15 protein-coding genes and 1 pseudogene are annotated in these 25497 nt (G+C 23.3%); 12 read left to right on the top strand and 4 right to left on the bottom strand.

From position 1 onward, the window contains the following. The first annotated feature begins 146 nt into the window (after positions 1 to 146). Complete coding sequence (locus tag JXZ93_RS04180) at positions 147 to 1553, top strand: DUF2179 domain-containing protein (protein ID WP_205851794.1); 1407 nt, start codon at positions 147 to 149, stop codon at positions 1551 to 1553. A gap of 63 nt (positions 1554 to 1616) precedes the next feature. On the opposite strand, the gene JXZ93_RS04175 is transcribed toward JXZ93_RS04180, so the two are convergent. Then, a complete protein-coding gene (locus JXZ93_RS04175; RefSeq protein ID WP_205852564.1) occupies positions 1617 to 6449 on the bottom strand; it encodes a DUF4011 domain-containing protein in 4833 nt (1610 codons plus the stop codon). Positions 6450 to 6626: 177 nt separating this feature from the next. Between JXZ93_RS04175 and JXZ93_RS01925 the strand changes: the two genes are divergently transcribed. Beyond that, positions 6627 to 7562, top strand: a complete 936-nt coding sequence (locus JXZ93_RS01925) for a hypothetical protein (RefSeq protein WP_205851796.1) — start codon at positions 6627 to 6629, stop codon at positions 7560 to 7562. 79 nt (positions 7563 to 7641) lie between these two features. Here JXZ93_RS01925 and JXZ93_RS04170 read toward each other — a convergent pair whose 3' ends face one another. The 3 genes from JXZ93_RS04170 to JXZ93_RS01910 all read right to left on the bottom strand — a co-directional run bounded on the left by JXZ93_RS04170 (position 7642) and on the right by JXZ93_RS01910 (position 14359). Further along, positions 7642 to 10671 (bottom strand): DUF262 domain-containing protein, encoded by a 3030-nt coding sequence (locus JXZ93_RS04170; RefSeq protein WP_205852563.1) that lies wholly within the window; start codon positions 10669 to 10671, stop codon positions 7642 to 7644. After that, on the bottom strand, positions 10655 to 11899 hold the full coding sequence (locus JXZ93_RS01915; RefSeq protein ID WP_205851798.1) for a DNA cytosine methyltransferase: 1245 nt from the start codon (positions 11897 to 11899) through the stop codon (positions 10655 to 10657). Before JXZ93_RS01915 ends, JXZ93_RS04170 begins: the two co-directional genes overlap by 17 nt. Positions 11900 to 12085: 186 nt before the next feature. Further along, the gene (locus tag JXZ93_RS01910; RefSeq protein WP_205852562.1) at positions 12086 to 14359 is read right to left on the bottom strand and encodes a C1 family peptidase; all 2274 of its coding nucleotides are present in this window, start codon (positions 14357 to 14359) and stop codon (positions 12086 to 12088) included. A 186-nt stretch (positions 14360 to 14545) separates the two neighbouring features. Here JXZ93_RS01910 and JXZ93_RS01905 point away from each other — a divergent pair, with 186 nt between their 5' ends. The 10 genes and pseudogenes from JXZ93_RS01905 (at position 14546) to JXZ93_RS01860 (ending at position 25494) form a co-directional block, all read left to right on the top strand. Then, complete coding sequence (locus tag JXZ93_RS01905; RefSeq protein WP_205852561.1) at positions 14546 to 18409, top strand: hypothetical protein; 3864 nt, start codon at positions 14546 to 14548, stop codon at positions 18407 to 18409. A gap of 104 nt (positions 18410 to 18513) precedes the next feature. After that, positions 18514 to 19812 (top strand): hypothetical protein, encoded by a 1299-nt coding sequence (locus JXZ93_RS01900; RefSeq protein WP_205852560.1) that lies wholly within the window; start codon positions 18514 to 18516, stop codon positions 19810 to 19812. A 118-nt stretch (positions 19813 to 19930) separates the two neighbouring features. Then, the gene (locus JXZ93_RS01895) at positions 19931 to 20395 is read left to right on the top strand and encodes a transcription antitermination factor NusB (protein ID WP_205852559.1); all 465 of its coding nucleotides are present in this window, start codon (positions 19931 to 19933) and stop codon (positions 20393 to 20395) included. 81 nt (positions 20396 to 20476) lie between these two features. After that, positions 20477 to 20833 carry a hypothetical protein gene (locus JXZ93_RS01890; RefSeq protein ID WP_205851803.1) on the top strand — a complete coding sequence of 119 codons (357 nt, stop codon included), beginning with the start codon at positions 20477 to 20479 and terminating at the stop codon, positions 20831 to 20833. 2 nt (positions 20834 to 20835) lie between these two features. Continuing rightward, a complete protein-coding gene (locus JXZ93_RS01885) occupies positions 20836 to 21993 on the top strand; it encodes an aminotransferase class V-fold PLP-dependent enzyme (protein ID WP_205852558.1) in 1158 nt (385 codons plus the stop codon). Next, positions 21983 to 22399, top strand: a complete 417-nt coding sequence (locus JXZ93_RS03745; protein WP_205851805.1) for an iron-sulfur cluster assembly scaffold protein — start codon at positions 21983 to 21985, stop codon at positions 22397 to 22399. Before JXZ93_RS01885 ends, JXZ93_RS03745 begins: the two co-directional genes overlap by 11 nt. Further along, positions 22392 to 22798: pseudogene (locus JXZ93_RS01875) on the top strand (DNA polymerase IV); the annotation flags it as partial. The gene JXZ93_RS03745 and the pseudogene JXZ93_RS01875, both read left to right, overlap by 8 nt. A 48-nt stretch (positions 22799 to 22846) precedes the next feature. Then, positions 22847 to 23629 carry a hypothetical protein gene (locus JXZ93_RS01870; protein ID WP_374962838.1) on the top strand — a complete coding sequence of 261 codons (783 nt, stop codon included), beginning with the start codon at positions 22847 to 22849 and terminating at the stop codon, positions 23627 to 23629. A 12-nt stretch (positions 23630 to 23641) separates the two neighbouring features. Next, positions 23642 to 24748 carry a nicotinate-nucleotide adenylyltransferase gene (locus JXZ93_RS01865; RefSeq protein WP_205852555.1) on the top strand — a complete coding sequence of 369 codons (1107 nt, stop codon included), beginning with the start codon at positions 23642 to 23644 and terminating at the stop codon, positions 24746 to 24748. A 2-nt stretch (positions 24749 to 24750) separates the two neighbouring features. Beyond that, entirely contained in the window at positions 24751 to 25494 is a 744-nt protein-coding gene (locus tag JXZ93_RS01860) for a pseudouridine synthase (RefSeq protein ID WP_205851808.1), read from the top strand. Positions 25495 to 25497: the final 3 nt, after the last annotated feature.

Below are 25497 nucleotides of genomic sequence, written 5' to 3'. Positions count from 1 at the left end.
TATAATATGTGAATTATGTAAAATGTGGTTTTTTAACCAATTTTATAAACTTTTATGTAAAATAATAGTATAATAAAAAATATATCAATTAATGTAACTAGTTTACATTTTTATTTTTAAAATTAATAATAAGGAGGTATTTTAAAATGGACAATAATTTAGATAATAAGAATCAAAAAGAAGTTGATCTTGATATAGACCAAAATGAAAAAGAATGTATTTTAGACGAAAATATAATTGAACAATATTCAAATGATTCACAGTCCTTGATAAATAAAATAACAGGTAATAATTTTGATCAGGATATTGCTGACGTTTTATTTTCTGGTGAACAAATAAGAAATAGATTGGTTAAGAAAAATACTATTTATAATAGAACTAAAATGTCTAATTTTGGTCTTAAATTAAATAGATTATATTCAATAATGCCGATGTGAAAATTAATCTTAATCACTGTGATTACAGCTATTTTTTTTGGTGTTATAAGTGTTTTCTTGGTTAAAAATGTAGGTATATATAATTTTGGTCTTGCCGCCGTAGGTCAATCGTTAGCAAGATTGATAGTTGTGTTTTTTAAACCTGATTCAGGAATTAGCGTAATAACAAGAAATTTAATTGAACAATTTGTATTTTGGATTGCTTATATTATTTTGAGTATTCCTATATTTATTTTTGGGTATAAAAAAATAGGTAAAGTATTCGGGCATTTAACAGTTATTTTCTTAGTTGTATCATCGATAATATCATTTTCAATAGGTATTATTCCTGGTTCAAATTTTTCATTAATAGGTGATTTTTCTAATCCAAGAATTAAAGAAGTTTTCAAAAGTATAGACGGAGGTTATAAAGAATCTCTAAGTTCTATTATTCCTCTTTTATGAAACGATGGTGGTAATATAATTGCTTTATTTATCTCAGCATCAGTATACGGATTTCTTCTTGCGTGAGTTTTTGCTATTATTCAAATAATAGGTGGTACAGCAGGGGTAACGGGTATTATAGGTGAATGATACGCTAACGAAAAACAAAAATCATTTGGATCAATTTCTGGATATATGAATATAATTATTGTAGTAATTGGTGTTTTATTAGGTTCATGATTACCTGGTTCTATATTATTAGATCAAGCTAATGCTAATTCAACTAATCCTGAATTAATTAAAGATATTACTTCAAAAGCTTGAAAATTTGAATTATACTTATCTCCTAATTTTGTTGCTACAATATTAACAAACGTTGTATATATTGCAGTTTTAAATAAATTATATCCAAAATTTAAATTGGTTAAAGTCGAGATTTATTCAATGAAAAAACATAATCAAATCGCAAATGTTATTTCTTCAGATAAGAAAATCGTTTCAGGATTAACCAAATTTAAAGCAAAAGGTGGATATAGTTCAAGCGGATATTATGTTATTACATCTATTACATTATTTAGACAAGTAAATAGAATAATAAACGATGTACGTAAAGTTGACGAAGATGCTTTTATTTCAATAACAGATGTTAGAAGTATTGATGGTTACATATATTTACCAAAAAATAAGTTCTAGATATATAAAAATGTTGAATTTAAAATGCACAACTTGTTATTGTGCATTTTTTATATTTATTTTTTACTCAATTAAACTATATATATTTGCATCTTCGTTAAATTTTATTAGATTTTCATTAATCATTTTTTCTAAAACATAATTGAAAATTCTGGAAGTTTGCAGATTTGTAGATTTATAACCGATATATTCTAATAGTTTTTTATGTAAAGAACCGCGATCTATAAAATGTATTTGTTTTAATATCTTTAATATTATATCTTTATATTCATACACACTTATTTCATTTGATTTTCTCTTATTTTCTTCGTTATACCCGTAAAATAATATTTCATCTGTATCAGTTTCGTTTAGAACAATAAAATTATTATCAAGAGTGTCATCATAACCCTTTTCTATTCTAATAAAACCTTCGTTTTTAAATCTATTTATAACTGCATCATATACTTCTCTTATTCTTTTACTAAAAGTAGATGTATTAAATGAATATTTAAATATATTTTGCAATTGTTTTTCGTGTATTATTTTGTATTGTTTTATCAATGTTTTGTATAATAATTCTTTATTTCCGTCAAAAAGTTCATAGAGCATATTATTTATTGTATTGAAGTCAAAGTTTGGTCATATATTAAATTCTATTTCTTCAGGTTCTCTTTCTTCAACAATAAAATATTGATTTATGGTATCATAGTTTTTATCTATATTTTGACTGATGTTATTTACTTTCGAATTTTCCTCGTCAGCTCTTTCTTGTATGGTCTCACTATAATCCTCTCTTATGATATTTGGTTTATTCATAAGAGCTTCATTTATATCTTCGTTTATATTTTTATTTTGGTTTGAGTTTATTGCTGATTCGATAGCGTCTAAAAGTTTTTGAAGTTGTTGACTTTTATTTCTAAATCAATCAACACTTCAAACACGATATATATTTCATCCTCTATTTTTTAAAATTTGTTGTCTTAATTTATCTCTATCGCGTGTAGTTTTTGCTCAATTATATGATTCAGCATCTATTTCTATACCCAATAAGTAATTATTTTCATTATTTGGATCTAATACTGCCAAATCAACTTTAAAATCAGAATTACCAATGTGTTTTTTTATTTTAAAACCTTTATTAGTCAATTCGTTATATAATTCATCTTCAAATCCTGATTTATTAATATCATTTTCTAAATTGATTATTTCGTTATTAATTCCAAACTCAGCAATTTTTAAATAATCTTTAAAGAATTTTATTCCACGCGAACTAGATCTTTCTAAATCTATATCAGTTCAAGATAATGATGAGACAAGAATTACACCCTTTTTAGCTCTTGTAAAAGCAACGTTTAAACGTTTGTAACCGTTACTATGATTAATTGGCCCAAAATGCATTGAAATATTTCCTTTAATATCTTTACCGTATACACTACTAATAATTATAATATCACGTTCATCACCTTGTACCGTTTCAATATTTTTTATGAATAAGGGTTCTTTTGCTTTTCTATCAAAAAACGGCTCGTATTCCGGATGTTTATCTCTAAATTTTTCAACTAATCCTTCTATATACATTTGTTGTTTAATATTAAATGTTACTATACCTATAGATATATTTGTTCCTTTTTCCTTCATTATTTGTTCGAGGATATTAATAACCGTTTCAGCTTCAGCTTTGTTTATGCCACTATCAAAAATACCACTTACTTTTTGAAATTGAATAGCCTCAAAACGTCCCGGAATTCTACTTGCTGGAAATGTAACTAAATCATCATATATTTCATAATTTGAAGGATAAATTAGTTGATCAAATTCTGACCGATAATGTCATCTTAATTTAATGGTTGGAAGTGCTATATTTGATAGTTCTAATATGGAATCAAAACCTTTAATGGAAATATCATTTTCATCTTCATATTCTTCATGAATCTCTTCATTATCATTTAATGAATCAAAGAAACTTGTCGGTGGTAATTGTTCGTTATCACCTACAATTATAAGTTGATTAGAACGATAAATTGCACCTATAGCATTTTCTGGTCTAACTTGAGATGCCTCATCAAAAATAACTACATCAAAGTTTATTTCAGTTCCGCTTAAATATTTACTTACTGATAAAGGAGACATCATCAGACATGGTTTTAATTGTAATAATAAATTTGGTATTTTTTGAAATAATTTTCTAAAAGGCATAATTCTACGAGATTTATTAGCTTCTGCTTTTAAAATTTTTATCTCCGGATTTGAAGCACCAATACCTTCCATAGAAGGAATTTGACTCAGTAATTTTGCGTCAGTTTTTATTTTTGCTATTTTTTTAATTTCTTCGTCTATTAAAGAAAATTCTTTTTTATTTATTTCTAAAGTAGTATTTGTGAATTTGTATGAATCTTTAGTTTGGTTTAAGTGATAATCTATTAGTAATTTATATAGTCTTTTTAAAAATATTTCTTTGTAATTTTCTAATTTTTTTAATTCAAAAATTTTGTCAACGAAGTCATATAAATAATTATTTTTTAATTCAATAATATTGTTATTTAATTCAGTAATAGAACGTATATATGGTTGATCGGAAATTAATTTATCCAATTTTGATTCTAAATCTTTCTTATTTAAATTTTTAAGGTTTAGAATATCTGATTTAAACAAATTTTGTAGTGAATTAATATTTTGTATTCACTGATTATTATCCATTATCCATGTATTTAAATTTTTAATATAACCAAAATCATCGTTAACCATCATTATAAAGTTTTGAATATTAATTCTAAAATTACTATTTTTTTCTTGTTCTTTAATAAATGAAACCAAAACTAACATATCCAAAGTTTGTTTTATATTATCGGTTTTATAATCATTAATTCTATAATTTAGCTTACTTGCACATTCTTCTATTGTTTTTTTTCTATCTTTATACTCAATAATATAGTTAATATTGTCTTCAAATAATTCTAAATTTGCCTTTGATTCTTTTGAAAAACTATTTATGTCTTTAATTATTGATCTTCATTTAGAATTTAAAAATTTAAAAAATTTATTTTTGTTATCTAAATAAATATTTTTAACTTTATTAAAGTCAAATAAATTAATTTTTTCTAAATTATACAGAGTATCCAATTTACTTTTTAAAGTGTCAATTTTTGAAGATTCATCAAATATTTTTTGATATAAATCAATTTCAATATTTAAATCTTTAGTGAAAGCATTTATATCAATTTTTAACTGATATTTATTCTTAAAATCAATTATTCTTTTAAAAATATCCGTAATTAATTCAATATTAAATGCAAATTTTTCTTTATTAAAAGTAAAGTCTTTGTGTTCTTGAATTAACAAATTGTCTATATTTGAAATTTTTGAATTAACGCTATATATTAGCGATAATATTTCTTCTTTTTCTAATTCGCTATACGAATTTCATTTAAGTCCTCATCACGAATTAACGAAAGGGTTTTTATCAAAAAAATTCATTCTTTCTTCAAATTCGATCAATAAATTCGAGATTTTTTCTACTTGTTCTAGGTTTAAATTATTAAAATTATCAATTTTAAAATATACATCATCATATTTTTCTAAATTATAATAATTTGAAATCATATGATATAAGTTCATTTTAATAGGTTCTCTTTTCAAGAGAAGTTCTCTACCATAATTATTCAAAAAATTAGATGAATTACTATATTTAGTAATAATATTTTCAATTTGAGAATTAATTATATTAATATTTTTGTTACCTTTTTCAAGTGATTTGTATAGTTCGTTCAAGATTACTTTTTTGTCTAAATCTTCATTGTGAATTGGGATTGAATATGATTCTAACCCTATTTTCTTTAAGTTATTATAAACAACATCCAAAGCTGCTTTTTTCTCTGAAACAAAAAGTATCTTTTTACCTCTCGCAAGTAATTCGCTAATTATATTTGTTATTGTATGTGATTTTCCTGTTCCTGGCGGACCTTGAAGAATAAAACTTTGACCTTGAATAGCTTTTTGAATAGCAATTTCTTGAGACGAATCGGCGTCTAAAACATGATATAACTCATTGCTTTTAAATTTTTCTTCTATATTAGTTTCATCTATTTTTTCGAATTCTATATTTTGGTCATCTCCAGAAATTGATTTTATAAAATTATTTAATACTATTTTATCTTCATTTTCTTCTAAATCCTTATGCATGTTTATTTTGCTAAAGTTAAAAACAGATAAATATAATTGATCAATAATCTCTCATCTAGGATCGTTAAATTTAGATGAAATTAGTTCTTTGAATTTTATATATTTTGAATAATTGTCCAATTCATTATCCAAAACAGAAATATCTATTTTTATTTTGTATGCAGTTTCTAATTTTTGTAAAAGTGTTTCGTTAGGTTGTAATATTGATTCATCATCGAAATTAAGTTGATAAATTCTTTTTTTATTTTTATTCTCTTCTTTTAAATTTGTTGAAATTAACATTAACGGAGCGAAATGTTCCTTATCATCTTCTAGATTTTCAAATCATTTTAAATATCCGACTGAAACAAATAATGTATTGATAGCAAATTCTTCTTGAAATGAAATGTAATTTTTATAAAGTTTTTTTAATCTATCAGTTTGTTCTTTTCCATTTACACTAGAATAAATAGATTTTTTATTATTTACATTAATATTATGTTTTAGCAATATATCTAAGTCTATTTTAGAGTCTATAGAAGTTAAATTCATTTTTTTAAGATCCAAGTTTTCGATATCTATGTTTTTGTAGTTTGCAGTTTCATTTAAAAATATTTTTAAATTTGGAGATATAAATGGTAAACCGATTTTATTTTTTTCGGAAAAAATATTAAAATTTAATGCTTTATTCCTTAAAGTTAAATCTAATAAAGAATTTTTTCAAATTTTCAAATTTTCTAGTATTTTATTGTTCATTTTTACCTTTCTTATTACAATGATAATGTTACGATAATTAAAATATATTTTAATTATATTACTTTATTTTTATCAAAAAAATGAAAACAAATAATTAGATATTAAAAATATTAATTTTATTTTCTTCAAAATTTGTTTATGCTATAATATTCAAAATTTTTAAGAGAGGTATTAAAAATGAAAAGAAAAATAGCTAAATTATTATTTATTATAGGAACACTCCCTTCGGTAGGTTTAATATCTTTTAGTTGTGCTAATAATGAGTTAAATTATGACAATAGTAAAATGAACAATCAAAAAGAATCTAAAGAAAAAACAAATAATAAAAATGTTGTAAGTCCTAAAACTACTATCCAAAAAATAAACGATAGTTTAAGAGTAGAAGAAAATATAAAAAACAAAGAATCAAAAAGTAAAAATAACGATCAAGAAAACGTCAAAAATAATTTTAAAGAATCAAACAGTAATAATGATTCTAAAAATACAACTGATATAAAAAATAAAAATCAAACAAAAGAAGAATTAGATGAAACCGACTTGTATTGACTAAGAAAAAAATACAATGATGAAATCTTAGGATTATTCAATAGTTTTAGTCATAAATATATAACAGAAACGCTAAATAACTGATGAAGAGAAAAAAATAACATTGACGAATCCAAAGAAAATGAATTTAAGGAAAAGATACAAAAATTAATAGAAAAATTTACGGTTGATTTATCGGTATCTAACCACAATTTTTCCGAAATTGAAAAAATGATGAATAACGCAATTAAAGAATTACTAAAATTATCTGATGAAATATCAAAAATAATTAAAGAGAAAGATACACAAAATAAAGAATATTTAAATCAGATTTTTGATAAAAACGAAAAATTAATTTCTATTTATAACTTAATTTATTTAAAAACTTTAAAAGAATCGTATGATTTTGCTTTTAAAGAAAGAAAAATGAATATAGATCAAAGTTATTGATCTAATAAATTAAAAGAAAATGTAGACAAAATAAATTCTGAAATAAAAAACAATGAAAGTGAAGATTGACTACAAAAGAAAACATTGGATATATTAAAATTAATGTTAAATGGACAAGTTATTGAAGAAAATAATTAAAAGTTACTTTAAAAAAGTAAACTTCGATATAAAAAATTAACATTTTACGAAATGTTAATTTTTATTTATTTTTAGATTCTTAATCTTTATACCCAAATAATTCCATTAATATATCTATTATTTGATCACTTCTTTTGTTTATGTTATCGAAATATTCTTTAGCTTCATAATTATTTATTTTAATTTTTTTATTAAGTAATTCGAATTCATCTAAATCTTTTGTATTTAATTGTGATAATGATATATTTTTATCCAATTTAAAATTATCGCCAAATAAAATTAAGTTATTTTCAGATACCTTATAAGTTTCTTTTAACTTAGAATTTTTTGCATTAAATGCCTTGATTGTTTTTTCGTTAAATAAAGCTCCATTACCTATTTTATGAATATAATTCATAATTTCTTTTTCATTATATTCTTCGTTTGGATCATCCAATTCTAAGTTAGTTTTATTGATTACTGACTCGTAACCATAATTAGTTTTAAAATCATCAAATTTATTAACAGTAGTAAATTCATTTTCGAATTTATTATAATCGTTTACGATAAATGAATTAATTCTTGCTAGTAATATTTTTCTTTCGTTATTATTAATTTTAAGATCACTTTTTTCTAAGTTATGATTATTATAAGTTTCATTTAATTTTTCTCTCAGAACTTCATTTGATCTATATTCTCCTGTTTCTGGATTAATGTACAATGATGATCTAAGTTCTGGGTGGATATTAAATAAAGCGTCTCTAAATAATTTTAATTTTGATTCAAATTCAAGATCATCAATTTGTTTTATGTCCTCCAATTGGCCTTTATCCAAGAAAACTTTACTTAATTCAATTATTTTTTTACCTAAAGATTCACCTGCAAAATTTGTGTTTTTTCATAAAAATTCAAAGCGTTCTAATTCGTAAATTAATTTACTAATTTTTGCTACATATTTTTTAATATCTTTTATTTCGTTATTAAAGAAATTAAATTTATTTAAAATGGTAAAAATTAAAGGTGTAAATACTTTTGAGTTTCCATCGTTTGTTAGATTATATATTTGATATGATAAAACAGGAAATTCAAGTAAAGTAGATTTAAAGTCATTAAATCATTTTATTTGTTCTTTAGTTAATCCGTTATTAAGAGTTTTATTCACTATACTATCTAAATTGTTTAAATGTCCAGTTCTTGCAAATTCAAAATAAACTATTTTCTTGAAAAAAATGAAGTAAAATTCCTCGTATTTATCATCTTCTATAGTTGCGTTAATTTTAGATGTTAATTCTTCAAACTTATTATATATAATTGAGTTTTTTGAAATGCTAAATTTATCTTCTATAACTCTTTTTTCTGCAAATCAATTGTTTGAAACATAAATCGAATTATAAAATAATTCTAAAAGATTCATGTCTGCATCTTTAGTTTCTTTTTGATTTTTTCTAAAATATTTATCAAATATGTTTTTGTTTAGGTTAACTATTGTTTCAATACTTATATTTTTATTTTGTAAGTTATAGTTATCAAAATAAGTAATTAAACTACTTTTAACTAGGTCTAAAACACTTAATTCTTTACTATGCAAGTTAATATTTTTGAAAATATTAATTTTTTCTGTTGGGTTATCATAAATTTCGGTAAAAATAGTTGTAGTAAATTTGACATTTTTAAGTGTGAAAATTACAAATTCCGAAAATCTTTTTAAACCATTTAGGTCTAATTTATAAAAATATGAACTAATAACTTTAGATAACTCTATTGCGTTGTTTATATAATTATTATCACCTCTTGTATTGAAATCTCCTAAAATACTATGAATTGTATTAAAGTTTTCTGAATCACCTGTTTCAAGGTTTGATTTTAATTCATCAATACGTCTTTTATAAACTACATCATAGTAGAAATCTCTAAAAAGTAATAAATTTTGATAATCTTCGTTATCCAAAATGTATTCTTCTTCTCTAAATGCATCTAAAAATACTAAAGATAATTTTAATAAAACAGTTAATAAAATTATAAATGTCATCAATCTTTGTTGTCCGTCCAATATTTCTACATTAGTACGCGAAAAAGACAAAATAATATTATTAAAGAATGCATATTGTTCTTTATTTGTCTTATTTTTATTTTGTAAACTTGAATAAATATTTTCAATTAATTCTTCTACCAAATATCCATTTCACATGTAAACTCTTTGAAATGAAGGTACATAGAATTTTGTTCCATCATTTAAAATCTCACCTAAACTAAATAAGTGTGCAAAAATAGGTTTTCCGTCTTTATAAAGTTGTTCTCTAGCATTTTTTTCGATTAAATTAGATAACGCATTTTTTTCAATATCTAACTCTTTCATTAAACGATAAGTTTCGCTCCAAGATTTAAAATCTTCTACTTTTTTCTTAACTCATGAATAATCTTTTACTTCGTAATTTTCGTAAAAGGAAGATAGATTATCGTTTAATAAAATTAATATATCATCATATTGCTTGAAATATTCGTTATAAAAGTACTCAAAATAATTTATATTTTTAGCTTTTAGTTTTAAAAAGTCAATAAAATTGGATTCTTTTGAATCAAATTTAACATAAATATTAGTTAACATTCTAACTACTTGAATGTCTTCATTTGAACTAAATAAAGCTTTTTCTTCAAGAATAGCATTATCTATTACGTCAAATAAATATGGTTTGGAATAAGTTTTTATGTAAAACTTAATATATTCCTTAAATCCTTCAATCAAATTTTCTTTACTTTGAATTATTTTACTAAAATGAGTGTTGAATTTATAAGAATCATCTTTATATAAATCAATAATTTTTAATCCTAATAAAACATTTACTATTTGATTATATGTGCTTATTGATAAATTCTCTTTATAAAGAGCGAGTTTTTTTGCATCACTTTCTTTATCGATTATATTTAGAGAATAAATATTATTTGCATTTTCATCATCTCCATATATTTTTTTTAAATTAGTTATTTTCACCAAAAAATTATTGTTAAAATATTTTTTAACATCATTATTTTTTAAAAAGTCAAAATAATTATCTATGTCAGTTCCTATTGATCAAAGCTCAACACCCTGATTTTTAATTATGTTTTGAGCTTCTTTAGTCATTTTTTTCATAGTTTAAGTCCTCTATTTCCTTAATTGTTTCAAATATATTTTTTATTGCTTGTACAACTATAGAATTACCAGCTTGTCGATATAGCGATTCTTTAGTTAAAATATTCTTTTTTATTAAATTTTTTAAACTATCAAAATCCTTATCTTCAAACCCCATCAACATATAAGCTTCTTTAGTTGAAATAAATCTATAAGGTAGTTTGTTGTTTTTGTTATTCTTATATTCAATAATACCTACATTTGGTATTCTATCTTGTTTTGTCGTTACAGTATCAATTACAAAATTTGTAGAGTTATTTAAAACCTTCTTTTTATTAATTTGTAATTGAATCATTCTTTCACGTGATGGAGTATTATTGATTATAAAATCATCGTTTTTTTCGTTAGATTCAAAATCAAAAATTTTATTAAAATATTTTTCTCTATTTTTTATGTTTAATTTTTTCTTTTCCATTTTTTTATCTAAATATTTCTTAAATTCCTGATCATTTTTAAAAGGGCTTTTTAAGTTATCTAAAATTGAAATTGCAAAAACACGTTCTCTCTTTTGAATTGAACCAGAATCCAATGCATTTATAACAGTGGTGAAAGTTTTATATCCTAATTTTTTTAAAACTTTTTTTCAATCTTCATATTCTTTTATGAATTTTTGAGATAATAAATTTTTTACATTTTCCATAACCAAATATTTTGGTTTTTCTTTTGATTCATTTAAAATTCTATAAATTTCTCATACTAAATTAGAAGTTGATTCAACATTGTTTATTCCTTTAGCTTTACCCATACTTGCGACTGATAACCCTTGACAAGGAAAAGAATATGTTATTAAATCGATTTTTTCTTCTTCTAATATATTCGGATCTAATTTAGTAATATCAACTTGATTGTTGGTCAATAATATTGATGCTGCTAAATATTGTTTAAATTCGTAGTCTTTTTGAGTTATTTTGGAAGGTTTTTTAGAATCTAAAGAAATGGTATATTTGTTTAAAAAGAAATTTATTTGCTCTTCCGTATTTAAATTGTGTTGTTGTAAGATTTTTAAATATTTCCCTTCTAAATTATGATGCATTTGAGCATAACTTATATTAGCTCTAGCATCTCAATCGGCAATTGCTTTGATTTCAAATATCTTTTTGTTGTACTTTTTGTTCAATTGATTCATTGCCTTATTTTGTGCGCCAATACCTGAAAATGTTTCTAATACTTTAATTCGTTTTTTTTGCATTAAAAAATAACCACATTTATCATAAATATGGTTTTATTATTTTTTTAAAAGTATTAGAAATTTGTTTAGTCTGATATATATATATATATATATAAGTTGGCATTTATATCTATTAATTCTTTATTCATAACATTTTCCTATATTTATTATACACATAAATTAAATTTGCAAATAAAAATGCTAAAATTAAGAATTTATATTATTTTTATTTTTCCTTCTTAAAAAATAATATGTAGGTATAAAAATACTTAAAAGAGCTATTATTGAACTAGATATTATTGTAAAAATACCTAATTTTGTTTTAACAAAACTTTTAGTTTTTTTGTTTTCGTTAAATCTGTTTTGAGAAACTTTTTGTTGTTTGTTTTGACTTTTATCAGTTTTAGAATTTATTTTTTTATCTTTTTCTTTGTGAATGTCAGATTTTTTATTTTCAATCGAATTGTTTGAATTGTTATTTTTAGAACTACTGTTAGAATTTTTAGTATCAACCTGTTTTTCTTTAGTAATTGAGGCTAAATTATCTTTATTTTCTTGTTTCTTTTTGTTATTTTCTTGGACAATCGTTTCAGGTTTATAATTTTGTTCATTTTTTGGTTTTTGGATTTCAATTTTGTCTTGAATTAAATCACTACGGATTAAAGTTAGGCTAGTTTGATTAATTTTGTAGTATTTTTCTTTATCTCCGTTATATATAACATCAATAACGTTATCGTCATCACTTAATTTTGATGGATTTAAAATTGTTCATCCCTTTTTTAATTTAATTTCGTTAGTATTATTGATGTTTTTACCTATTGTTATTGAATTGGAGGAGTTATATTTATGTTCCAAACCTCTTCTTATTGTTAAGAATGCATAATTAACACCAGAATAATCACCTATACCAATAATTTTAACCTTATTATATCCGCAATTTGCTATATCATAGTAAAATCCACCTTCTTTATCCAAAACCTCTTGGTATTCAAGTTTATAATCTTGATTTAAAACTAATGTTTTGCCATTATATTTAATATTTATAAAATCATCACCGTGTTCTTGATCTAAATGATAGTCATATTTGTTCAAACTAATTTCAGCATATTTAAGATCTTTGTTTGTGCTATTAGATGAATTATTTATATATTCTGAATTAGTGAATACCTTAATACGAGCAGTTGCTCCGTTATAAGCTTTTTGACTAGATTTTCATTCTCCGTTTTGATTAATGAAACTAAAATCGTTCTGTGTATTTAATTCATCAGAAAATTTTAGTTTAGCATATTCGTTTTCATTATTTATTTTAACAACCACAGTAAATCATTCACCTTGCTCAATCTCGATAGGATTATCTAAATCAATAGTTCTTAAACCATCATTGTGAAAATATTTTTTTTGAGAATGAACTAACTCGCCTAATTTTAAATTTCTAGGATTAGGATTCTCGGTTTTTCTATATATTTTAATTTCTATTTCACTATCTAAACCCTCAAAACCAACATTTATCGCCTTCAATTGTTCTTTATGATTTTTATCGCCCTTTTTTGCTTGGAACGTTACGGCTGCTTCTTTAAAAAGATCGCCATAAATATCTTTAAAGGAACCATCATAGTAATAATTGTTTTCATAAGTCGATTTATTTGTGTAGTCTAGAGTAAATAACTCGGAAATATTAGAATCATACGATAAATAAAAATATCCATTTTCTCCAGAGTTTGTGCCCCATGAATTTTTAACTATTCAAGCACCATCTTGACTTGTGTCAGAACTAAATTGTTCTTTTGAAATAGTATCATCTCAACCTATTATAGTTGCCGCATGAGTTATATGAGTAAAATTTTTATATTTATTAGCCTCTTGATTATAAAAGTTATATCCTTTATTGCTTAGTAGATCAACCGCGGAAAAAGAAAATGAAACCGCACCATAGTTTTTAACGGCAAACTTAATTTCGTTTATGCTTTTTTCCTTAGATATAGTATTTTTATCTGGGATTTTTATAAAATCTTTAAGTATGAAATTGGTGCTATTACCATTTTTTTCTCATTCATAATCATTTTCGTTTCTCAATTTATTTCATTGTAGAAGAGAATAACCTGCATATATAGGTGATGAACCGCTTTTTTCCCAAAATAAAGATGAATTATTATCAAAATCAGTATTATGAAGCAAATCTTCTCCTATACCTCTATTTAGAGTTTTATATGCCAAGTTTTTTTCTGATAAATCAAGAGTATCAGGCGAAACAAACAATCCTTTTTTGAGCATATTTATTTCGCTCACCGCTATTGTTGAGTATGCTCAACATAAATTGGAAAGGCCTTGATGCCTAATGGGTGTAATATAACCTTCGCCTCTACCATCATATTTTACTGGCAAAATATTTTCGTTATTGTTTGTTGTAGTAACTGCTGAAGTGCTAGAAATCAAAATGTTAGTAGCCATTAAAATGCAACTAAAAAAATGTCTTTTTTTCATATTTTCCCTCTTATTCAATTTTTGTGATAAGTATATCACAAAGAAAAATTTTTTTTCATTTGTGATATATTAGATATTTTTTAAAATTTAGTGTTAGTAATAACCGCTAAAAAATTATTTTTTAACTATGTTTAAAGATATAAAAATAAAAGTAGTAAAATAAAAATATCAATTCGAAAGGCAAAAATGAAAAAAATAAAATTTTTAACAATAATTCCCTTAACTTCATCAATAATGTTTCCTGTTATTGCTTGTTCAACAAATAATAAATATAGTAAACCAACCAAAACTAAAACTAATGATGAAAATATATCTAAACAAAATAAAAAAGATAATGTTGATAAAGGCAATGATTCTAATGAGTTAAACAAAATTAATAACGCTAATGATATTGATGAAGAAAAGAAAGAATCATCTAAAAAAGAGAAATCTTTAGTTGAAAAAGATAGTAAAGATAATACTAACAATGTCGAAAATGATGAAATAACTGAAGATATTAATAAAGATTCAAGTAATAAAGATACAACCATCGATGAATCAACACTTAATAAAGAAGAAAATATCGAAGATAACAATGTAAACTATAAGTTTTTAAAAGAAGATCAATTAGAATCTCAATTCACAACAAATAGTGCTATTTATCGTTTAAAAATCGAGAATTATCAAGTCATTTATAAAAATAATTCGAAAATACTCGCAAAACTAAAAAATAGTAATTTTGTTTTAGGTAATGTCGCAAAGCAAAATGATAATATTTTGGAAGTTACTTTTCAATTTAATGATTTAGTCGAAAATACTGAATATCAAATTGACGAAATTAAAATAGAAAATGAAGAAAACATTAATAATTTAAATATTAAAAAATATAATTTTACTTTTAGAACAAAAAACATTATTCCAAATGAAATAAATGATGAAGAAATTGAGAGTGAAAAAGTTGATAGCACTAAAAGCTCTCATTTATCAAATAAAAATGATTCAGATAGAGTTACATACAGAAGTTTGCAACCTGCAAACGAATTTAGCATCAATGACCAAGGTATAAAAAATATTATCGAGTTGACGAAAGAATCTTTACAAACTAACGAATCGTACAAAAAATATTTTAGTGAGTTAAATAAAAGATATAATGATTCAATTCAAAAAGTAGATGATAAAATACATTATGAATCCGAACTTAATTTTAGCGAAATAGAATATTCCGAAAGTAATACAAAATTTATTTTAAACAAGGAATCTAATTTAAATTTAAATAATCCGAGACTTTTGATAAAAAGTTGAAATCAAAGTCAAAATTGATCAAAATGAGTGGACGCAACTTTAGAACAAGGTGACAAACTAGTAATTAATAATTCTGATTTAGATAAAAAAATCTCTAAATATGTAGTTACTATGATTGAAGCAAATAATAAAAATTATTTAATAGCTCTAAACGGAAAAAATATAATCACTAGTACACCTGTTAGAAATTTAGAAATTAACAATTTTAGCCTTTACAAAGATGAAAATAATAAAAATATTTTTGGTTCAATATCTCTAAATTGAAACGAAGAACAATTGATATATTTAAAAGATAAAATTTTTGTTTTAACTTTTGAAGCAAAGCAAAAGATATATCAAGAAAAATCACATACAACACCAAGTTTATTTGGGCCCGGGGAAAAAGTAATAGAAAATGAAGATGAAAAATTCGATGACAAAAATAGAGTTCAAAAAATTAAAAGAATTTATGTTCCTTTTGATAAATTATGAAAATTTAATTTAAATGGTCTGCAAGAACAAATACAATATAAACTAAGTTCGTTGGATATAGTTTCAAATGATGAGTATATAAATGTAGTTGAGAAAATAAACTATAATACAAATTCATATTTTAACTTTAATTTCAATTGAAATAATGACCAAAAGTTGAGTGATCAACTATATAATTTTGATGTACCCGAAAGTACCGATGTTAATTTTACGAATTTAAATTTAAATAAAAAAGAATTATTTGAAAATAATCAATCTAACAAAAATAAATTGCCTTTTTCTATCAATAATTTATCTACTCTAATAAACTATAATTACGAAGTTCATAATTTAAAAACTTTATATAAAAATAGACAAAAACCATTAGGTGAAGAGTTTATAGATTACAAAATTATTAAAAATAATGTCGAACAATCCTTACATTGGTTTAAGACAAGAGATTATTTAGCTAAGCAACCTTTTAAAATTAATACATCTAAAGATTTAGCAATAATAACTAAAGATTTAAATTCCATAGTAAATTTAAATCAAATACCAAGCGAAGATATTATTTTTTGAATAACATTTGAATTTAATCCTAACCCTCAAAATGCTCTACATTGGAGCGAATTTAACGATGTTAATTCAAGAGTAACTATACCTGTGTCTTATAAAAATATATTAAACGATAAAGTGATTAATGATGTTGATTTTATGTATAATTTAAGTTCAGAAAATAATAATTTTCAATCTAATATAGCTTCTAAAATAAGATCATTAGTTAGTTTTAATTTAGAGTTATCAAATAATAACACACTAAAATTAAAAATAAAAACAAGAAATAACGACGTAACTTTAAATAATACAACTTGAGAACATAATTCATCATCCGGTCGTTCTATTTATTTAAATACAGCTGATTTATTTGTTTATTGGATACAACCAAAAGCAAATCAAACAAAAAACTTGAGTTTTAAAGAAAACCAAAAGTTAGATGAATTATCAATACAGACTAGTGCTACTGCTTATAATGATACTTACGAACTAAAAGAAAATACTTTAAAACGTCAAGAAACAAATCCGGATGGAACAATTTCTCTTAGAGATATAGAAAATCATTTAGAAGAAACTCCAAAACCTGAAGAAATATCTAAACGTTTATTTAAAGAAGATAATTCCAAAGGTATACAAGAAGGTAGAAATAGAGCTTACTCTCTTTCTAATAAATCAGACGGTACATGGAATATTTTTGCCAAAGTAAACGACGATCCAAATGACTATCGTTTTTGAACTTTTTCAAATTATCATGTTTGAGTAACATTAAAATCAGAAAATGCAAATATGGCTACAGTATCTAAAAATAAAAGTGGTAATGAAGTTCTATCAATTGCAAAGGGTGAAATTTTGGCACCTACATTAATATCAAAAAATACCACAAATCAAAATCAACCGGTTTATTACAAGCCAAAAAATATCGAAAATATAAACGTTGATGGTAATTTATATAATTTTGATTTTACTGATGAAAATCAAGCTATTAAATATGAAATGATCATCGATTTTACCAATAACAATAAAAATGTATTTGATAAATTTAAAGATAACATGGGTATTGAACAAGTTAGAACACCCGAAAAAGAACAATATAAAAATTACAACGACACTTCATACATGGAACAAGAAAAAAATCGCGCCGATTTACTAATTGCAATTGTAGATTTTAAACCTATTTTTGAAAAATTTGAAGGAAAAGACTTATCGCAACCAATCAACGATAAAACTTTAACCGAACAAGAAAAAAATGCAATAAATCATATTTTAAATTTCAAAAATTTAAAACCACTTAAAATTTCCAAATTATCAAGATACATAAATTCATTTACAAATTTAAACGCATATATTAGTTCTATACCAAAAGTTCCTACAAAAAATCCTTATGGTAACGTAGAAGCATCTAGATATAGAGAATATTTATACGGTGTTAATTCTGTGAAAGTGCATTTGAGCTCTCCGACAAATGTTTCTAAATCATTTAATGGTGCGGTTTACTCTGAAGTTGAATATTTTGACTTGTATAGTGGTTCTTCCGGTTCTGCAGTATATGATTACAATGGAGATTTATTAGGTCTAGTAAAACAAGGTACTGCTAATAAAATAAATAATTTTATTTTTGTTGATACTCAAAAATATTCTTATTTTGGAAATGATGACACCATCTATAATCCAGGTACTTTCCGCTCAATAAATAAAAAATTATCATATCTATATCCGACAAAGTACAAAAATATTTTCGAAGATAATAGTGAAGATAATAATTAATAAAATACAAAAATAGTTATCAATTAGGCTATTTTTGTATTTTTTATTAAAAAATTATTTTTAACCTATAAAAGGTATAAAATATAAAATCAAAGGAAGTTCTAATGAATAATAATATAAATTATCTACAAACTAGTTTTGTTGATAAATTAAAACCACATAAAGACTTGTTAAATGATAAGGACATAAGTTTTAATAAATTAAAATATACTTTCGCAATGTTTTTATCAATTTTAGCAACAATAACTTTTCGATTTAACTCTTCAATTTTTATTGCTGCAAATATACATAACGACTGATTCGTATCATTATTTTATTTGATGATACAATTACCTTCAGTTATTGTATATTTTTTAGGACCCAATTTAGCTAAAAAATTTAGTCCTAAACAATTGATTTTTATAGCAGATTTTGGTTCGATATTATTTTTATTAATATTATTGATATCTAATATTTTTATAAATAATATAACCATATTACTAATAGGTATTTTTGTTGTAAATACAGTTTATGCATTTTCAGACGGGGTAAGACTTATTGCTACAAAAAATATTGTTTATTATTCAAGTGTAGATAGCAATACATTACATTCTTTTAATATACTCAACATATTAGCGTACGGATCAGCAACATTTTTCTCACCAATTTTAGGTTTTCTAATTGAAAAATATGTAGAGTTCAAGTATATAATGATTTTTAATTTAGTAGCATTCATTTTATCTGATTTGATTTATTTATTAATACAACAAAAAAAGATAGCAACTGAATTTATAAAACGAAACTCTATGAAACAATCAGAAAAAGTAAATAATACTCATGTTTGAATTTTTGCAATTAGTTCAATGATGATAATTCAATTATTTTTATATCCAAGACAGGCGGGTATTATTCAATTTTTAAAAGAAATTAAAGATTTTGAAATTGAAAAATACGGATATTTATATAGATTTATATTATATAGTTCAGGTTTAATAAGCACTGTATTACTCTTGATTTTGTCTAAACTTAAATATAAAATTAAGAGTAATAAAATATTCCAGTTGTTAATGTGAATTATCTTTATTATGCATTTTATTTTTATGTTTATCTTATTTTTCTCAAAAAATAACACACTATTATTGGTAGGTTTTTTTAGTTTAAGTGGTTTTCAAAACTTTTTTAATTCTTATACAGAACCTACATCAAATAATATAATTTATCAAAATTTTGATAAAAAAGATTACAATAAGCAAAATGCATATGCATTATCAATTAGAATCATAGTTTACTCTTTGATAATTGTACTATTAACCGTTTTTTACAGATTTTTAAACTTTAGAATTAGTTTCAGCGTTTTTACGGTTATTTTATTTATTAATGTATGTTTAATTTCATATAGTAAATACAAGATAGATAAAAAATAAAGTATTTCTAAGCAAATACTTTTTTTATACTAATTTATTTTTTTATAAAAATTAGTTTATATGGTAAAATATGCGTATTTTTGATATAATTATAAAATAATTAGATTTAGGAGTATACATGGAAGTAGAAGTTTTCAAAAATAAAAAAAATAAAACACGTAGAGAATTAAGAATTGAAGTTATTTCTGTTTTATATAAATACGAATTGTTAGGAGAAAAAATTAGTTTAGAGGAAGTAAAACAAGAATTTAACTTAAATAGTGAACAACTAAAAACTCTAAGACGAATTGAAAATTCATATATATTTAGTAAAAATATTTTCAATCGTTTATTAAACGAAAATTGATCGTGAGATAGAATAGACCCTTTGATAAGAGCTATTTTAATCAATGCTGCAAGCGAATTTAAAATAATACAACCTAAAATAGTTTTTAATGAAGCTATTGAAATTACTAAAATGTATTATCCGCTTGAAGATGGCGAACAAAATAAAGATAAAAAAAATCTTGTAAATGGAATATTAGAAAATTTTTATAAGGCTATTTTATTAATCGAAAATAAAACAAAGAACGAACAAAACTAAATGATGCAATGATTTTGAAATAAATTATTTATTAATTCATGAAATAAAACAATAAATTACACTTTTTTAATTTTCAAAGAAATGAATTTAATCGAAAAAATCGAATTAAATCAAGTTCTTAAATTTTTAAATAATAAAAAGTGAGATAACATTGAGGAGTTCATTGTTAATTTTTTTGAAAAAATAACCTTTAAGGATAATTTAGATAATAATAAAAAAATAATGATTGATAATTTTTATAAATTCGTTTTTTATCATGCGTATTTTAAAAAATGAAAATTACAAAAATTTAGTTTATTAAAAATAATTAACAAAGAAGTTGATGAAGTTGAATTTAATCATCAAAAAAGACATTATTATTATAATTTTTTAGATGAATTTAAAAAAATTAAAAATTATAATAAATACTTAATAAAACTTTTGAGGAAGGTTATTTAAATATGAATAATGATATTAGAAAACAATTTCCTATTTTAAATAATATTACATATTTCGACAGTGCGGCGCTTGTGCTAAAACCTACTATAGCAACGAATGCAATCACTGAATATTATACAAATAAATCTATTTCGTCGAGAACGGCCGACACACCATTAGGAAATGAAATTAATCAAACAATAATAAAAGTTAGAAATAAAGTAGCAGACTTGCTCGATGCTAAAGATTCAGAAATAATTTTTACAAGCGGAACAACTGAGTCAATTAATATTTTTGTTAGAATGTTTAGTCAATTAATTAAAAAAGATGAAGTTATTTTATTAAGTTCATTTAATCATTCTTCAAATATAATCCCGTGAATTGAAATATCTAAACAAAGTGGTGCGATAATTAAATTTAGCGAAAATTTGATTGATGATATTGACAATACCCCTAATTTAAAAATTGTTTCATTAGCACAAGAAACTAATAATTTTAATCAAAATTTTGATTTAAATAAAATTTATAAGTTAGTTAAAGAAAAGAATGCATATTTATTTAATGATGCAGCGCAAGCGATAGCTCACCAAAAAGTCTCTTTTTCTTTTTCTGATGCAATAGCTTTTAGCACAAATAAATTTTATGGACCAACTGGATTGGGTGTTTTGGCAGTCAAAACAGAATTATTAAAACAAATGAAGCCTGTAAAATTTGGTGGCGGAGCTATTGATGATATTAACACCGATACAACATGAACTCTCAAAAAAACTATAGCCGCTTTTGAACCTGGAACTCCAGACATTGCCGGTATGTATATGTTTAATAAATCTTTGGATTTTTTTAACGAAATAGGATACCAAAAAACACAAGAAATTTTAAAAAAATTATCTATTTACTTACATGAACAACTATCTAAATTAGAAAATATAGAAGTATTTTCAAAACCTGGTGATTATATTGCTTTAATAAATATTAAAGGAATAAACTCTCAAGATGTAGCTACTTATTTAGGTTCTAAACATATTTATACTATTGCAGGAATTTTTTGTGCTCCATATTTAAGAAATATAAAACAAGAATATTCATATTTAAGAATTTCGTTAGCAATATATAACAATTATGAAGATATTGATAAGTTGATAGAAACATTAAAAAACGGAGGCGATTTTTATGCATTTTAATCCTAATATAGCTAGAGAATTGATTATGTCTCATTATACTAAACCTAATAATAAAATGGAATTACAAGGAGAATTTCAAACTTGTTTTAGCACAACATGTTCAGATAAATTAAACATTCAAACAAAGTGAGATAATGATAAGCTAGTGGATGTTCATTTTAATGGACATGGTTGTGCTGTATTTATGGCTTCTACAGATATATTTTTAGATAAAATAAAAGGTTTATCATTAAACGAAATTAGAAAACTGACACTTTTATTTGAAAAATTTGTAAACCAAGAGCAACTTAGTGATGAACAAATTAATTCACTTGGTGATTTATGAGTATTTTTTAATACTAAAACTCATTTAAATAGAGTGGTATGTGCTTTATTAACACCTAAATATTTCTTAGAAAATGAATAATAAATATATTTTTCATATAGATTTTGATTCATATTTTGTAAGCGCTATAAGAACTATTAAACCAAATTTAAAAAATAAACCAGTAGCAATAGCTAGATCGGAAAAACATTCCGTTGCTGTTTCAATTAGTTATGAATTAAAAAAAATAGGAGTAAAAGCAGGTTCTAAAGTTTATGAAATTTTAGCAATTGAACCTAAAACAATAATCGAAAAACCTTATTTTAGGTTGTACCAATATTTGTCTAATAAAATTTTTAAATATTTAAAAAAAATTTTGCATCAAAAATTGAAGTGGCATCAATTGATGAGTGTTACATTGTTCCGAATATTATTTTAAAAAACAAAGAACAAGCAATTAGTTATGCTAAAAAAATTCAAACAAGCGTTTTAGAAAAATTTGATATACCAATAACCATAGGAATATCTTTAAATAAGTTTTACGCTAAAATGACTACTAATATTTCGAAACCTTTTGGTATTGGTTATACAGATGAAAATAATTATAAAGAAAATTTTTTCAAACTAGATATTGAAAAATTTCATGGTATTGGTTCTAAAATAGCAAATAAACTTAGACAAATAAATATTTTTACTATTGGTGATTTGGCGAAAAAGAAAAAAAACGATTTTGAATTATTACAAGTTTTTAAAACTACAGCTTACAAATATTTAGATAGTTTGGATATAGAAAAAAATAGTGATTTAAACTTTGAAATAGAACAAAATAAAGTAATGGGCAATGAAATAACCTTTGAATATCAATATGATGAAATAGAAATTCTAGATAAGGTAAATAAAATTGCACTGAATATTAGTAATAGATTAAAAGAAGAATTCTTATTAGCAAAAAATTTATCCTTAGTAGTTAGAGACTATAGTAAAAAATGAAAAGCTTATAATAAAAACATATCTCCTACTAATGATTCAAGAGAAATATATAAACATATTAAAAAATTAATTGATAAAAATGTAGATCTAAATAATATAAAAGGTATTGGAATTAGAGTATCTAAATTAGTTGATAAAGATAGTATTTATAATCATTTTTCTCTTTTAGGAGAAACAAAAAAAGTCGATGAGCAAAAAGAAAAAGTAGAAACCATAATTGCTCAAGTCAATAAAAAAATAAAAAGTACAAACGTTTTTAAATTATCAGAATTAAATAAAAAAGAAAAAATTAAAATTAATCATGAGATAAATTTAATATCACATAGTATTTTTAAAAAATAATCAAGGAGAAATATGAAAATTGGTATTTACGGAGGTAGTTTTGACCCAATACATAAGGGTCATATACAAATAGCAAAAGATGTAATAAGCGAGCTTGGTCTAGATAAATTATTAATAGTCCCAACTTATCGATCACCTTTTAAAAATAAAAGTGGTGTTAAAACAGAAGATAAAATAAATATGATTAATTTGGTTTTAGAAGACAAAATGGAGCTTTGTTTATTTGAGGCAAAAAGAAATAATATTAGCTATACAATAGACACTGTTAAATATTTAAAAAATAAATATAAAAATGATGAGTTATATTTAATTATAGGATCAGATAATTTACCTAAATTAAATAAATGAAAAGATATAGAAACTATTTCAACATTAACTAAAATAGTCGCTGTACGTAGAAGTAGAACTATAAATAAACTTAATCTTAAAAGATACAACGGAGTTTTATTAAAAAATAAATTATATGATTATTCTTCAACCGATTTTAAAAAAGGTTTTTCGATAATAGAAAATGAAAAAGTTTTTTCTTATCTAGATCCAAAGGTAATGAATTACATACAAGAAAAAGGATTATACTTATTTGAAATAATACATAATTCACTTTCTGCACGTAGAGCTAAACATTCTAGTTTAACGGCTAGTTTTGCGGCAGAAATAGCTAAATTAAACGGTGTAAGCGCCCTTAAAGCGTATAAAGCTGGTATTTTACATGATATCGCAAAAGAATGAAGTGTAGAAAATTCAAGGAATTTTATTAAAATGACAGAGCCTGAATTAATTGATACTCCTAAACATTTCTTACATCAAGTTTGCGGATATTTATGAGCTAAATATGTTTACGGAATAAAAGATTTAGAAATATTAAATTCTATAAAATATCATACAAGCATGAGAAAAGATATGAATACATTAGATAAAATAATTATATTATCTGATAAAGTAAATTCTATAGTTCATTTTAAAGGTGTTCAAAGAATAAAAAAATTAGCTTACGAAAATTTAGATCAAGCATTTAGGGAAGTGATAAAGATTACTTATCAGTGAAATATTGATAAAGGTGTAATTTTTGATAAAGAAATTGAATCAATTTATCAAGAATACATAAGAGGAGAAAACTAAACATGGAAGAACGTTTACAGAAAATACTCTCTAAAGCAGGAGTTGCATCTCGTAGAGAAGCTGAAAAATTAATTACTAACGGAAAAGTCAAAGTAAATGGAATAGTTGCAAAGTTGGGAGACAAAGCTTCTTTTAACGATGAAATATTAGTAAATAATGTACCAATTGAAAGTGAAGAAGAAAAAGTTTATTTCATTCTGAATAAACCACCTAAAACAGTATCTACACTTAAAGATAATTTTAACAGAAAAAAAGTTACAGATTTAATTGATACACCATATAAAATATTTCCTGTAGGTAGATTAGATTATGATACAACAGGAGCTTTAATTTTGACAAATGACGGGGATTTAGCTAACAAATTGACTCATCCAAAATATCAAATATTAAGAGTTTATAGAGCTAGATTAAATGAAAAACTATCTCCTAAGGAATTAAAAAAATTAAATGGCATTGTAAAAGTAAATAATACCAAAAGTGTTCAAGATGTTATACCTGTAGGCGAAGATAGCCCAAAAAGTTATTTTGTTGTACTTAGTTTAGGAACTTATCATCATGTTAAAAAATTATTCGAAACAGTAAATAAAATGGTTATAAATTTAAAAAGGCTAGAATATGCAGGAATAACAGTTGAAAAATTACCGTTAGGTTACTATCGTCCATTGAAACCAAAAGAAATTAAAGATTTAAAAAACCTTGTAAGATTACAAGAAGAAAAATTATTTAAACCAGATAAAAGTAGATAAAAT

The organism is Mycoplasma sp. CSL10166, from assembly GCF_017116885.1.
GTDB lineage: Bacteria > Bacillota_I > Bacilli_A > Mycoplasmatales > Metamycoplasmataceae > Mycoplasmopsis.
Note: the sequence above shows the minus strand (reverse complement) of the source record. Positions and strands in the feature narration are given on the sequence as shown.